Source organism: Janthinobacterium sp. 35 (assembly GCF_002754575.1).
GTDB lineage: Bacteria > Pseudomonadota > Gammaproteobacteria > Burkholderiales > Burkholderiaceae_D > Janthinobacterium > Janthinobacterium tructae.
This window is the reverse complement of record NZ_PEFN01000001.1, coordinates 3,544,263-3,557,453: the sequence shown is the minus strand read 5'-3', so window position 1 is coordinate 3,557,453 and position 13,191 is coordinate 3,544,263. Positions and strand designations below refer to the sequence as shown.

Annotated in this window: 9 protein-coding genes; 4 read left to right on the top strand and 5 right to left on the bottom strand. The window is 63.6% G+C overall.

Going from position 1 to position 13,191, the window contains the following annotated elements:
- Window positions 1–143: 143 nt before the first annotated feature.
- From CLU93_RS15820 to CLU93_RS15805, 4 genes are all read left to right on the top strand, one after another.
- Complete coding sequence (locus tag CLU93_RS15820) at window positions 144–1,130, top strand: LacI family DNA-binding transcriptional regulator (RefSeq protein ID WP_306594753.1); 987 nt, start codon at window positions 144–146, stop codon at window positions 1,128–1,130.
- A 235-nt stretch (window positions 1,131–1,365) separates the two neighbouring features.
- A complete protein-coding gene (locus CLU93_RS15815) occupies window positions 1,366–2,766 on the top strand; it encodes an alkaline phosphatase family protein (RefSeq protein WP_099762223.1) in 1,401 nt (466 codons plus the stop codon).
- Window positions 2,767–2,852: 86 nt separating this feature from the next.
- Entirely contained in the window at window positions 2,853–4,472 is a 1,620-nt protein-coding gene (locus tag CLU93_RS15810; protein WP_099762222.1) for a histidine-type phosphatase, read from the top strand.
- Between the two features lie 92 nt (window positions 4,473–4,564).
- Window positions 4,565–6,151 carry a histidine-type phosphatase gene (locus CLU93_RS15805; protein ID WP_099762221.1) on the top strand — a complete coding sequence of 529 codons (1,587 nt, stop codon included), beginning with the start codon at window positions 4,565–4,567 and terminating at the stop codon, window positions 6,149–6,151.
- Window positions 6,152–6,173: 22 nt separating this feature from the next.
- Here the strand turns inward: CLU93_RS15805 and CLU93_RS15800 are convergent, their stop codons facing one another.
- Genes CLU93_RS15800 through CLU93_RS15780 form a run of 5 tightly spaced genes read right to left on the bottom strand, consistent with a single transcriptional unit; the run spans window position 6,174 to window position 13,181 of the window.
- Window positions 6,174–7,673 (bottom strand): CoA-acylating methylmalonate-semialdehyde dehydrogenase, encoded by a 1,500-nt coding sequence (locus CLU93_RS15800; protein ID WP_099762220.1) that lies wholly within the window; start codon window positions 7,671–7,673, stop codon window positions 6,174–6,176.
- 25 nt (window positions 7,674–7,698) lie between these two features.
- Complete coding sequence (gene iolB / locus CLU93_RS15795; protein ID WP_099762219.1) at window positions 7,699–8,496, bottom strand: 5-deoxy-glucuronate isomerase; 798 nt, start codon at window positions 8,494–8,496, stop codon at window positions 7,699–7,701.
- A complete protein-coding gene (iolE, locus tag CLU93_RS15790; RefSeq protein WP_099762218.1) occupies window positions 8,493–9,407 on the bottom strand; it encodes a myo-inosose-2 dehydratase in 915 nt (304 codons plus the stop codon). Before iolE ends, iolB begins: the two co-directional genes overlap by 4 nt.
- Window position 9,408: 1 nt before the next feature.
- Window positions 9,409–11,238 carry a 3D-(3,5/4)-trihydroxycyclohexane-1,2-dione acylhydrolase (decyclizing) gene (gene iolD / locus CLU93_RS15785; protein WP_099762217.1) on the bottom strand — a complete coding sequence of 610 codons (1,830 nt, stop codon included), beginning with the start codon at window positions 11,236–11,238 and terminating at the stop codon, window positions 9,409–9,411.
- Complete coding sequence (locus CLU93_RS15780; protein WP_099762216.1) at window positions 11,235–13,181, bottom strand: bifunctional 5-dehydro-2-deoxygluconokinase/5-dehydro-2-deoxyphosphogluconate aldolase; 1,947 nt, start codon at window positions 13,179–13,181, stop codon at window positions 11,235–11,237. The genes iolD and CLU93_RS15780 overlap by 4 nt, the downstream gene beginning before the upstream one ends.
- Window positions 13,182–13,191 lie beyond the last annotated feature (10 nt).

Sequence of the window (13,191 nt, the reverse complement as noted above, 5' to 3'; positions counted from 1 at the left end):
TTGAGACTGGCATTCAGTTCGCGCCGCGGCCGGGATTTTCGGCTAAGATGATGGCGCGGCATTGCGCCGCACCGCATCGTGCATCGGCCTCTCATTCATCTACACCGTCAATGGAACAAAAAGACAAGTCTTGGGTCACTTCGGTGGACGTCGCCAAACGGGCCGGCGTCTCGCGCTCCGCCGTCTCGCGCACGTTCACACCGGGCGCCAGCGTGGCGCCCGAAACGCGGGCCCGCGTGATGGAAGCGGCGCAGTCGCTGGGCTACCAGGTCAACATCCTGGCGCGCAGCATGAACCAGGGACAAAGCAACCTGGTGGGCGTCGTCATCACGGGCTTCACGGACCCGTTCCGCGTGGCCCTGCTGGGCGAAGTCACGCGCAGCCTGAGCGAACATGCGCTCGTGCCGCTGCTGATGAATGCGGAAGATCCCGAACGCCTCAGCGAATTGCTGCGCATCCTCCTCAGCTACAAGATTTCCGGCGTCATCATGACGTCCGGCTCGCCGCCGTCCGCCGTGGCGACAGAATACCTGCAGCGGCAAGTACCGGTGGCCATGATCAACCGCGCGCGCGACCTGAAAGGCGTGGACGTGGTCAACAGCGACAACCGCCATGGCGGCGAACTGGCCGCCAGCACCCTGCTCGACAGCGGCGCCAAACGGCTGGCCTTCATCAACACGCGCGCCAGCAGTTTCAGCGGCATCGCGCGCGGCAAGGCCTTCCTCGAACACCTGGCGCCGGCCGTGGCAAAGAAACGCTGCACGGCTGGCGAATACCTGGCTGACGCCATCGGCTACCAGGCAGGCCAGGAAGCGGCCGACGCCCTGCTCGCCTCGGGCAAGCTGCCTGACGGCGTCTTTTGCGCCACCGACCTGATCGCCTGCGGCTTCATCGACGCGGCGCGCAGCAAGTACGGCATCGACGTGCCCGCGCAACTGCAGGTGATCGGCTTCGACGACATTCCCATGGCGGCGCTGGACGCCTACCAGCTGACCACCATCCGCCAGGATGCGGGCGAACTGGCACGCCGCGCCGTCAAGAGCCTGGTCGAGCGCATGGAAAAATTTGCCATGCCGGGCCGCCTGAAGGAAGTGCCCGTCACCCTGGTGCGGCGCGGCACGACACGCTAATCGATTCAAGCACAGCAGATGGCGCAATGCCATCTGCCTGCCCGCCACCGACCGCCGTTCCCCGTTTTCCACACTTTTTCATCCTCCTCCTGTACTTGTTGACATCAAAAAAAATCCGGGTTACTGTTTGCACACGCGTGCTGCACACGTGTGCAATTTCTTCAAACAGGCCAGTTCTGGCCATACCACTAAAAAAAAGCGCCCCGTCCACGGAGGCGCCATCAAGGAGACTGTTATGTTGAACCACGTTCTAAGAATCGCCCTGTACGGCGCCGGAGCGCTTGGCCTTGCGGCCTGCACCACTCCCGCCGGCACGCAGCAAAATATTGCCGCCGCAGTCGCCGCCGATCCGAAGCTGGCGAAGATCGGCCAGATCGTCGTCGTGTACATGGAAAACCGCAGCTTCGACCACCTGTTCGGCACCTTCCCCGGCGCCGACGGCATCGCCAATGGCCGCGCGCCCGATACCACCACGCAGACCGGCCCCGATGGCAAGCCCTATGCCATGCTGCCCGCCGTGGCGCTCGACAAGGGCGGCCTGGACACACGCTTCAAGGCCGGCATCGACAACGCGCCCTTCCACATGGAACCGAGCGTCTCGCTGGGCGACAAGACGGCCAGTCCCGTGCATGCGTTCTGGACGCACAAGCGCCAGATCAACGGTGGCAAGAACGACCGCTTCGTCGTCGAGGGCAACACGGGCGCCCTGCCCATGGGCTATTTCGACGGCAGCAAGCTCAAACTGTGGGCGCTGGCACAGCGCTACACTCTGGCCGACCGCTTTTTCCAGTCCGCCTATGGCGGCTCCTTCCTCAACCACATGTGGCTGACCTGCGCCTGCACGCCCGTGTTCCCGAACGCGCCCAAGTCCATCGTCGCCCAGGATGAGCGCGGCACGGGCCACAAGAAGGGCGAGGAAGCGGAAGTGACGCAGGACGGCTACGCCGTCAACACCATGCAGGGACCGCTGCTGTTCGATCCGACCAAGAAACAGACTTTCCTGCCGCCGCAAACCATGCCCACCATCGGCGACCGCCTGACGGACAAGGGTATCTCCTGGGTCTATTATGCGGACGGCTACGACATCGCCGTCGCCTCGACCAAATCTGGCAAGAAGGCCGACGATTTCTCGTATCATCACCAGCCGTTCACCTACTTCAAGCGCTTCATCGACAGCCCGCAGCAGCGCGCCACGCATCTGAAGGACCGCTCCGACATGATCGCCGACGTCCAGGCGGGCAAGCTGCCGCCCGTCTCGTTCTACAAGCCCATGGGCAAGAAGAACATGCATCCGGGGATGGATAAATCGAGCGTCGCGGCTGGCGACGACGAGGGCGTGGCCATCATCAGCGCCATCATGGAAGGCCCGCAATGGAAGGATACCGTCATCATCGTCACCACCGATGAAAACGGCGGCTTCTGGGACCACGTGGCGCCACCGAAAGGCGACCGCTTCGGCCCGGCCACGCGCATCCCCGCGCTGGTCATCTCGCCCTTCAGCGAAGGCGGGCATATCGACCATACCGAGTATGAAACCGTGTCGATCCTGAAGTTCATCGAGGAACGCCACGGGCTGGCACCCTTGAGCGAGCGTGATGCGCGCGCCAACAGCCTGGCCAAGGCACTCAAGCTCTAAGCCTCCTCCACCGTCCTGCCAACTGCTGTCCCGGGTGCGCCGTCCTGCGCGGCGCGCCCAGGCTAACCACACCTGAAGGAAACGCCATGCTGCACGCACGCCATCTTCCCCTGTCCCTCCTGATGCTCGCCCTGGCCGCCTGTGGCGGCGGCGACGATACGCCACCTGTCCCGGTCACGCCACCGCCAACCCCGCCCGTCACGCCTGCCCCGCCCGCCACCTACTACCAGACCAAGACGCCATACACGCCGCAGCAGGACGCCGCCACGTATGAAGCCGCGCCGGCCGGCTATGCGCCCGTGTTCACCGAGCTGGTGGCGCGCCACGGCTCGCGCGGGCTGTCGAGCATGAAGTATGACGCCGCCTTCTACAACGTCTGGCAAAGGGCGGCCGCCGACGATGCGCTCACGCCGCTGGGACAAAAGCTGGGCGCCGACATCCTGAAACTGATGAAGGCCAACGCGCTGCTCGGCTACGGCGTGGACGGCATCACGGCACCTGGCTACGGCAACCTGTCGCAGACGGGCATCAATGAGCACAAGCAGCTGGCCGTGCGCATGCTGGCGCGCCTGCCCGCCCTGTTTGCGCAACTGGGCGCGAACGCCACCAGTGCGCCGCGCCAGATCGTCACCATCAGTTCCGGCGTGGACCGCGCCAAGGACAGCGCCGCGTATTTTGCGCAGTCGCTGGCCGCCACGGCACCAAACGTCGCGCCGCTGATTACCCTGCCGCCCGCACCCGCCGGCTACCCGGCCGGCAAGCCCGTGGTGCAGCCCAATGGCACCAACCGCTTTCTGCTGTATGCGCACAAACTGATACCGAAGACAGACCTCGTCACCGATGCCCTCGACCGCCATTACCAGACTTACCAGGATAGCCAGGCCTATCAGGCCTACCTGGAAAGCCCCGGCTTCCTTGCCAAGTACACGGCCATCGACACGGATGCCACGGCGCGCACCCTCGGCCGCGAAGTGCTGGAACGCTTGTTTACAAAAACCTTCGTCGACAAGATCGACAACGGTACCTACCGCTTCGCCAACACGGGCACGTACAGTTTCACCAGCGATGACGGCAAGTTCACCAACACCGTCACGGGCGATGGCGGCACCACCATCAAGGGCCTGGCAGATGCCGCCTCGGTGCTGTACAACCTGTACGCCATCATGGCCGGCATGACGAACGAAGTAAAAGCCGACTTCGTGCAGTACATGCCGTCGGACGCGGCCAAGTACCAGGCCTTCGTACAGGATTACCAGGACTTTTACAACAAGGGACCCGGCACCACGGAAAGCGCCGGCGTCACATGGAACTACGTGCGCGCGCTGCGCGACGACTTCTTCACCGAAGTGGACGCCATCGCGCGCGGCGACCTGTCGCACGGCGCCACGCTGCGCTTCACGCATGCGGAAGCCATCATTCCGCTGGCCACTGCCATGGGTCTGAAGAGCGTCGTCGGCGCGCTGCCGGCGGCGCAGACCTACAGCTATGACGACAGCAGCTGGCGTGGCCTGTACGTGGCGCCGATGGCGGCCAACATGCAATGGGATGTGTACCGCGACGCCGGCGGCAATGTGCTGGTAAAAATGCTATACAACGAAAAGGAAACCGACTTCCAGGCAGCCTGCGATGGCGCCCGCTTTGCTGCCGGCAGCCATTTCTATGTATATGCGAAGCTGAAGACCTGCTACGGCCACGTGGCGCAATAGTCATGAAGTGCAGGCGGGCAGCCGTGCCCGCCTGTTTGACGTTTGCTGCTAGGCTTGCACGCAAGAACCAATCACGTCACTTACGGACAACCATGCCCCCACCGCTTCCCTTGTCCAGCATGCTGCTGGCCCTGGCCTTCTCCATGTGCGCCAGTCCCGCCCTGGCCGTCGAAGGCCATTACCAGACCAAGACGCCGTATGCGCCGCAGCAGGACCCGGCCACGTATGCCGCGCCACCGGCCGGCTTCCAGCCCATCTACACGCAACTGGTGGCGCGCCACGGTGCGCGCGGATTAAGCGGCATGAAGAATGACGCTGCCCTGTATGCGATGTGGCAGCAGGCCGCCGCGCAGGATGCGCTCACGCCTTTGGGACGCGAACTGGGTCCCGATATCCTGGCCCTGATGCAGGCGAATGCCTTGCTCGGCTACGGCGTGGACGGCATCACGGCGCCTGGCTACGGCAATCTGTCGCAGACGGGCATCGAAGAACACCGGCAACTGGCCGCGCGCATGCTGGCGCGCCTGCCCGCCCTGTTTGCGCAAGTGGGCGCGAACGCCGCCAGCGCGCCGCGCCAGATCGTCACCATCCATTCCGGCGTGGACCGCGCGCGCGACAGCGCGCGCTTTTTCACACAGTCGCTGCTCGAGCACGCGCCCGCGCTGGCGCCCTTGCTATACCTGCCGCCCGCGCCGGCGCCGTATCCGCAGGGACGCAAGCCCGCGGTGCAGCCGATATTGCAGGCGGATGGCGTCAACCGCTTCCTGCTATATGCGCACAAGCTGGCGCCGCAGACGGATCTTGTCGCCGATCGCGCCAACCCGCATTACGCCACCTATGCCGCCAGCCGGGCCTACCAGTACTATGAAAGAAGCAAGCAGCTGCATGCACTGATGGACGCCCCGGCCAGAAAACCGGAAGCGGCCGCGCATGCGCGCCACGTGCTCGAACGGCTATTTGCGCCCGCCTTCCTCGACCAGCTGGAGCGCGGCGCCGCCAACTATGCGGACAGGGGCAGCTACACCTTCACCAGCGCGGACGGCAAGCTCACGCGCACCATGACGGGCAGCGGCAAGACCGTCATCCGCAGCCTGAATGCGGCCGCCACGAAACTGTATGCGCTGTATGCGATCGCCGCTGGCATGCGGCATGAAGTGCAGGCCGATTTCAGCCGCTACATGCCCGCCGAGGATGCGCGCTACTACGCCTATGTCGCCGACCACGAGGATTTTTACCAGAAAGGGCCGGGTACCGCGGCCAGCGCAGGCGTGACCTGGCGCTTTGCGCTGGCCTTGCGCGACGATTTTTTCAAGGAAGTCGATGCGCTGGCCCAGGGCGACTTGCGCCATGCTGCCAAGCTGCGCTTCACGCACGCCGAGATGATCATTCCGCTCGCGTCGGCCATGGGCTTGCAGCAGGCGCTGGCGCCGCTGCCGGCATCGGCCAGCTACAGTGATGAGAGTAATCCGTGGCGTGGCCAGAGCGTCTCGCCGCTGGCGGCCAACATGCAGTGGGATGTGTACCGCAATGGCGAGGGCCAGCTCATCGTGCGCCTGCTGTACAACGAAAAGGAAACGGACTTCCAGGCCGCTTGCGACGGCGCCCGCATCGCGCCGGGCAGCGTCTTCTACGACTATGCAAAACTGAAAACCTGCTACGGACACGTGGCGGCGCGCTGATGCTGCGCGCCGCTCTCGCACCTTACTTCAGGGTCGGCATGGCAAACTCGGCGCCGGCGGCCGTCGAGGCCGGCCAGCGCTGGGTCACGGCCTTCTGCTTCGTGTAGAAACGCACCGATTCCGGGCCATGCGCGTGGTGGTCGCCGAACAGGCTGCGCTTCCAGCCGCCGAAGCTGTGGAAAGCCATCGGCACGGGGATCGGCACATTCACCCCGACCATCCCCACCTGCACCCGGTGCGTGTATTCGCGCGCCGTGTTGCCATCGCGCGTGTAGATTGCCGTGCCGTTGCCGTACTCATGCGCATTGACCAGGTCCAGCGCCGTCGTGAAATCGGGCACGCGCACGATGCACAGGACAGGGCCGAAGATTTCCTCTTTATAGATGGTCATCTCGGGCGTGACGTGGTCGAACAGGCTGCCGCCAAGGAAAAAGCCGTTTTCATGGCCGGGCAGCACGAAACCGCGTCCATCACTGACCAGCTTGGCGCCCTCCTTGACGCCGGTGGCGATGTAAGCGGTAATTTTATCCTTGTGCATTTGCGTCACCACGGGACCCATTTCCGCCGACAAATCCATGCCCTGCGTAATCTTGAGTGCTGCGATGCGCGGCACCAACGCTTCGACCAGCTGGTCCGCCACATTGCCGACGGCCACAACGACGGAAATGGCCATGCAGCGCTCGCCCGCCGAACCGAAGGCAGCGCCCATCAGGGCATCGACCGTCTGCGGGATATCCGCGTCGGGCATGACGACCATGTGGTTTTTCGCGCCACCCAAGGCTTGCACGCGCTTGCCCTGCGCGCAGCCGGTGGCGTAGATATATTCGGCGATCGGCGTGGAGCCGACAAAGCTGACGGCGCGTACGTCCGGATGGTGCAGCAAGCCGTCGACGGCTTCCTTGTCGCCCTGCACCACGTTGAAGACGCCGTCCGGCAAGCCCGCGTCCGTCAACAGCTGCGCCAGCAGCAGGCTGGCCGACGGGTCGCGCTCGGACGGTTTGAGGACGAACGTATTGCCGCAGGCAATCGCCATCGGGAACATCCACATCGGCACCATCACAGGGAAATTGAAGGGCGTGATGCCGACGCAGACACCGAGCGCCTGGCGGATCGACCAGGCGTCGATGCCGCCGGCCACTTGCTCGCTGTACTCGCCCTTCATCATTTGCGGAATGCCGCAGGCAAACTCCACCACTTCGATGCCGCGCGTCACTTCTCCCTTGGCATCCGTAAACACTTTGCCGTGCTCAAACGTGATCAGCTCTGCCAGCTTGTCGGCGTTTTTCTCCAGCAATTCCTTGAACTTGAACATGACGCGTGCACGGCGCAGGGGCGAGGTTTGCGACCAGGCGGGAAAGGCCGCGTGGGCGGCGGCCACGGCCGCGTTCAGCTCGGCGGCAGTCGCCAGCGACACCTTGGCCGTAACGGCGCCCGTGGCGGGATTGAAGACCTCGCTCGTGCGCTCGGAGCGCGAAGCCATGGGGTTGCCACCGATAAAGTGGCCGATCTGTTGCGTTGTCATCTTGAATCCTCGCTTGTTTGCTAAATTATTTGGTATGCATCAGCCACTCATGGGCCGGGTCGTTTTTAAAATGCCACACGCGTTTCGGGCCCGCCATCACATTCAGGTAATAGCCGTCATAGCCATACGGCACGGTGACGGGGTGGTAACCCCTGGGCACCATCACCACGTCGTGGTTTTCCACGGCCATGGCTTCGTCGATGGAACGGTCATCCGTGTAGACTCGTTGGTACGCAAAGCCCTGCTCCGGATTGAGGCGGTGGTAATACGTTTCTTCCAGCGAACTTTCCAGCGGCACATTGTCGCTATCGTGTTTATGCGGCGGATAGCTCGACGAGTGGCCGGACGGCGTGACCACCTCGACCACCAGCAAACCATCGGCCTCGGCTGTCTGCGGCAGGATGTCGCACACATAGCGGGTATTCGCACCCTTGCCGCGCACGGAACGCGTCATGCTGGCCGGTTCGATCAGACGCGCCGGACGGTGCGTGGTGGCCGGGGCGCTGCACAGGGCCACTTCGGCGGCGCTCACGGCCGTGATGCTGACCTGGGTATCGAGCGGCACATACACGGCGTAGGGCGAGACGTCCTCGAAAACACTGGCGCGATTGCCGATGGCTTCCCAGCGCTGCTCGCCCGCCTGCACGGTGACCGTGCCCGTCAGCACGACGATGCACAGTTCGCGCTGGCCCGTCTCCAGACTGATGTGCTCGCCGGCGTCCAGGCGGTGGGCGGCAAAGCCCACATGCGTCCAGCCGGCCGACTCGGGCGTGACTTCGACGATGGTCTGTCCCTGCCCCGCTTTCACCAGCAGCGGGCTCATGCCGCTTCCCTGCCCAGACGGGGAATCGCCTCGACGAGATTGGCCAGGTAATCGTGGCCCATCTTTGCATACTGGTAACTGGGCGCCACGGCCGGGTCTTGCTCCGCTTCCACCACCAGCCAGCCTTCATAGCCATGCAGATACAAACGCGTCAGGATCGCCGGGAAATCGATGCAGCCGTCGCCGGGCACGCTGAAGGCGCCATTGATGACGGCTTGCAAGAAACTCCAGTGGCCATTGCGGGCCAGTTTCACCACGTTCGGGCGCACATCCTTGCAATGCACGTGGCAGATGCGATCGATATGCTTGTTCAAAACGGCCAGCGCATCGCCACCGGCAAACGTGATATGCCCCGTGTCGAACAGCAAGCCCACTTCCGGCCCGGTCAGGGCCATCAGTTGATCCACGTCAGCCGGGGTTTCCACATAGGCGCCCATGTGATGGTGATACGCCAGCCTTACGCCGTGCGCCAGCAAGTGTTTGGCAAACGCCGTCAATTTGTCGGCATAGGCCTGCCATTGCTGCTGCGACTGGAAACGCGGGCGTTTGTACAGGGGGCGCGCTTCGCCCTGGATGGCGTCGGCCACTTCGCCGTACACCATGACGGTCGCGCCGCTGTCGGCCAGCAGACGCAAGTGCGATGCCACGGAGGCGATTTCTTCTTCCACAGACCGATGGGCCAACCGTCCCGAATACCAGCCGGAAACACAGGCAAGATTATATTTTCCCAGCACGGCGTTCAGGGCCGGGGCATCTTTCGGAAACTTGTTGCCCAGCTCGAAACCCACGTAGCCGATCTCGGCGCCCTCTTTCAGCGCTGTCTCCAGGGGCGTCTCGCCGCCCAGGCTGGGCAAATCGTCGTTCATCCACGAGATCGGGTTGATGCCGATCTTGACATTCCAGGTAGTCATCTCAATTCCTTTGTTTCAGACGGTCAAGTTCATAACGGGCGCGCGCAGCTTGCACGCCGGGCTGGGTGGAAACCTCGGGCACGGCCACTTCCCACCAGCAACCACCCTCTTCTGTCGTGCGCGTGTCGTCCGTATTGATGCAGATCAGATACGTACGCGGTGCGGCGCGGGCGCGCAGCATGGCCTGTTCCAGTTCGGAGATATTGCCAACGTGTTCGGAGAGCGCGCTCAGCGACTGCGCATGCAGGGCAAAGTCGATCACGGGGGCGCTGTCGGGCAACATATTGTTGAACGAGGCATTGCCGCACGCCTGCTGCAATCGGTTGATGCAGCCATAGCCGCGGTTGTCGAGCACGACAATAATCAGCTTTTTGTCCAGCATGACGGAAGTGGCGATTTCCGAATTCATCATCAGGTAACTGCCATCGCCCACCATGACGATCACCTCGGCATCCGGTTTCGCCATCTTGACACCGAGGCCGCCGGCGATTTCATAGCCCATGCACGAATAGCCGTATTCCATGTGGTAGCCGCCCGGTGTTTCCGTGCGCCACAGCTTGTGCAGTTCGGCCGGCAAGGTGCCTGCCGCGCAGACGACGATGTCGCGGGTGGTGGAGTCCTCGGATGAACGCTGCACGGCGCCGATGACTTCGCCGTCATACGGCAAGCCGGCCACTTCCCTTTTCCCGGTGATGGACACCACCGTCGCGCGCCAGGCATTGCCCGCCTGCTGCGCCCGGTCCAGCCAGTGGCCCGCGCTGTTCCAGCTGCCCAGTAGCCGCGACAGGCCCTGCAAGCCAAGCGTCGCATCCGCCTGCAGCCCCATGCCCCGGCGTTTCAAGGCGTCAAAACTGTTGACGTTCAGGCTGACCAGTTGCGCCTGCGCAAACAGGGAGTTCGAGCCCGTGGTGAAATCCTGCAGGCGCGTGCCGACGGCCAGCACCACGTCCGCATCAAACGCCAGGGCATTCGCCGCAGGCGAACCCGTCACGCCGATGGCGCCCAGTTGCAAAGGATGGTCCCACGGCAAGGCACTCTTGCCCGCTTGGGTTTCCGCCACGGGGATGCCATGCCGCTCGGCAAACGCCTGCAAGGCAGCGCTGGCCTTGCCGTACAGCACGCCGCCACCGGCCACGATCAGCGGCTGTTTCGCATTTTTCAATAGCAGCGCCGCATCTTCCAGCTCCTGCTCGACGGGCGGCACGGCGCGGAAACGCACGATGCGCGGTTCGAAAAAGTCGGCCGGATAGTCATACGCCATCGTTTGCACGTCTTGCGGCAGCGACAAGGTGACGGGGCCGCAGGCGGCCGGGTCCGTCAAGGCGGCAATGGCGCGTGGCAAGGCCGTCAGCAATTGCTCCGGATACACGATGCGGTCAAAGTAACGCGACAGCGGCTTGAACGCATCGTTGACCGAGACGCTGCCATCGCTACCATCTTCCAGCTGCTGCAGCACCGGGTCCGGCGCACGCGACACGAAGACGTCGCCCGGCAGCAAGAGCACGGGCAAGCGATTCACGTGCGCCAGGGCGGCAGCCGTCAGCAAATTGGTGGCACCGGGACCGATGGAACTGGTGACGGCCATCATGCGCCGGCGCATGTGCGCTTTCGCATAGGCAATCGCCGCGTGCGCCATCGCCTGCTCGTTGTGGGCGCGGTACGTGGGAAAACTGTCCCGGTACTGGTACAGCGCCTCGCCCAGGCCCGCCACGTTGCCGTGGCCGAAGATGGCGAAGGCGCCGCCGAACAGGGGGTGGCCGTCATCGGTACGCAATACCGACAGATAGCGCACCAGCGCCTGCGCCATGGTCAAACGAACAGTGGCGCTCATGCCGCACGCTCCAGACGGTTGCGCGTACGCTGCCACAAGCTGATCAGCTGTTCGAAGTTGGCGCGCACGGCGGCGATCAGGCCCGCATCGTCGAGGTCGCCGGCCAGCCAGCGACGGCTCGGTTCCTGGAAAATGGTGCGGCCCACCATGAAGCCACGGCACGTCGTGCTGGCACTGGCCTGCTCAAAACTGGCAGCCAGTTTCTCGATCGGCGCATTCAAGCCCAGCAAGACGACGCCACGGCAATACGGATCGCGCTCGTGCACCAGGGCATCGATGGCTTGCCATTGCTTGGCCGACATGCTTTCCAGCTTCCACCATTCCGGGTAAATGCCCAGGTTGTACAGGCGCTTGACGGCGCGGTACACGGTATCGTCGTGCTGCGGCAGGGACTTGGCAGGAATAATTTCCAGCAGCAATTCATGGCCCGTGATCTGCGCTGCGTCGTACAAACCCTTGATTTGCGCTTCCTGTTCCAGCCGGTTTTCCGGCGTAGCGTCCGGATGCAACTGCACCAGGCACTTGATCACGTGTTCCTTGGGCCACTGCGTCAACCGGGAGGCCAGTGAGCGGCCCCAGTCAAATTGCAAGGGATTCGAGCCCGGCATCTCGACTGGACGGCCGATCCACCAGCCGCGCCCCGTCGCATCGTTGAGCGCATCGACGCCATAACGGTCATCGATCAGTACGCCCGTGCCGCCCTGCAAGCCGCGCGCCGCTTCCGTCTGGCCCACCGCTTGCACGAACAGTTGTTTCAGCTGTGAAATCCGCGCTTCATCGCTAGCTCCCTGCTGGGCCAACTCGAAAAATTGCGTGCGGTGGTCAAACGCGAACACGCACAGCTCATTCCACTCCTTGCGCGCCACCGTCGTACGATGCAGCCGCGCCAGGGTGGCGTCCTGATCAGGACGGGTCAGCTTGGCCGCGTTGGCGAGGAAATAGTCGAGCTCGACGGGCGAAGGCATGGCTGGTGCGCAACCGTGGCGCGACACGACCAAAGCGCCGCAGCCATTCGCGTAGCGGCAGCACGCCTCGTAATCCTCGCCGCGCAGCCAGCCTTTCAAAAAACCGGACAGAAATGCGTCGCCTGCGCCCAGCACATTCAAGACTTCCACGCGCACACCCTGATAGTTGAACGCCTCATCGAGACCAGCAGGAATGGCCGCCTCAATGACGGCGCAGCCCAGCGGTCCTCGCTTGACGACGAGGGTCGCGCCGCTCACCGCCCGCACGGCGCGCAAGGACGCCATGATGTCGGCGCCGCCGCCGGCGATCATGAATTCCTCTTCCGTGCCGACGATCAAGTCGAACTGCGGCAGGATCGCCTGCAAGTGGCGGGTGACGCCTTCGTTCGAAACGAAACGCGTTTCGCCATCCGCCTTGCCCGACAAGCCCCACAGCACGGGCCGGTAATCGATGTCGAGCACCGTGCGCACGTTGTTGGCGCGGGCCAATTTCAATGCTTGCGTGCTGACGGCGTGCATGGCAGCGGTAGAGAAATGCGTGCCGGTGATCAGCAAGGCTTTGCTGGAAGCGATAAAGGCGGCGTCGACTGCGGATGCTTCGATGGCCATGTCGGCGCAATTTTCACGGTAAAAAATCAGGGGAAAGGTGTTTTTATCCTTGATGCCCAGCATGACGAGGGCGGTGAGACGGTCGCGGTCGATGCCCACGTGGCTGACATCGCAGCCCTCTTTCGACAAAGTGTCGGTGAGGAAACGGCCCATGTGGTCGTCGCCCACTTTCGACAGCATGGCCGATTTCAGGCCCAGGCGGGCCGTGCCGAAGGCGATATTCGCCGACGAGCCGCCCAGGTACTTGGCAAAGCTGGTCGCGTCTTCCAGGGTGCTGCCGATCTGCTGCGCGTACAGGTCCACGGCCAGGCGGCCCACGCAGATCACGTCGAGCGCCCGGTCCTGGGCAAATTCAATCGTATTCTTCATGACATTGTTT

Coding starts and splice junctions, on each gene's coding strand:
- CLU93_RS15815 (WP_099762223.1), top strand. CDS start 1,366: ATGTTGAACCACGTTCTAAGAATCGCCCTGTACGGCGCCGGAGCGCTT.
- CLU93_RS15810 (WP_099762222.1), top strand. CDS start 2,853: ATGCTGCACGCACGCCATCTTCCCCTGTCCCTCCTGATGCTCGCCCTG.
- CLU93_RS15805 (WP_099762221.1), top strand. CDS start 4,565: ATGCCCCCACCGCTTCCCTTGTCCAGCATGCTGCTGGCCCTGGCCTTC.
- CLU93_RS15800 (WP_099762220.1), bottom strand. CDS start 7,673: ATGACAACGCAACAGATCGGCCACTTTATCGGTGGCAACCCCATGGCT.
- iolB (WP_099762219.1), bottom strand. CDS start 8,496: ATGAGCCCGCTGCTGGTGAAAGCGGGGCAGGGACAGACCATCGTCGAA.
- iolE (WP_099762218.1), bottom strand. CDS start 9,407: ATGACTACCTGGAATGTCAAGATCGGCATCAACCCGATCTCGTGGATG.
- iolD (WP_099762217.1), bottom strand. CDS start 11,238: ATGAGCGCCACTGTTCGTTTGACCATGGCGCAGGCGCTGGTGCGCTAT.
- CLU93_RS15780 (WP_099762216.1), bottom strand. CDS start 13,181: ATGAAGAATACGATTGAATTTGCCCAGGACCGGGCGCTCGACGTGATC.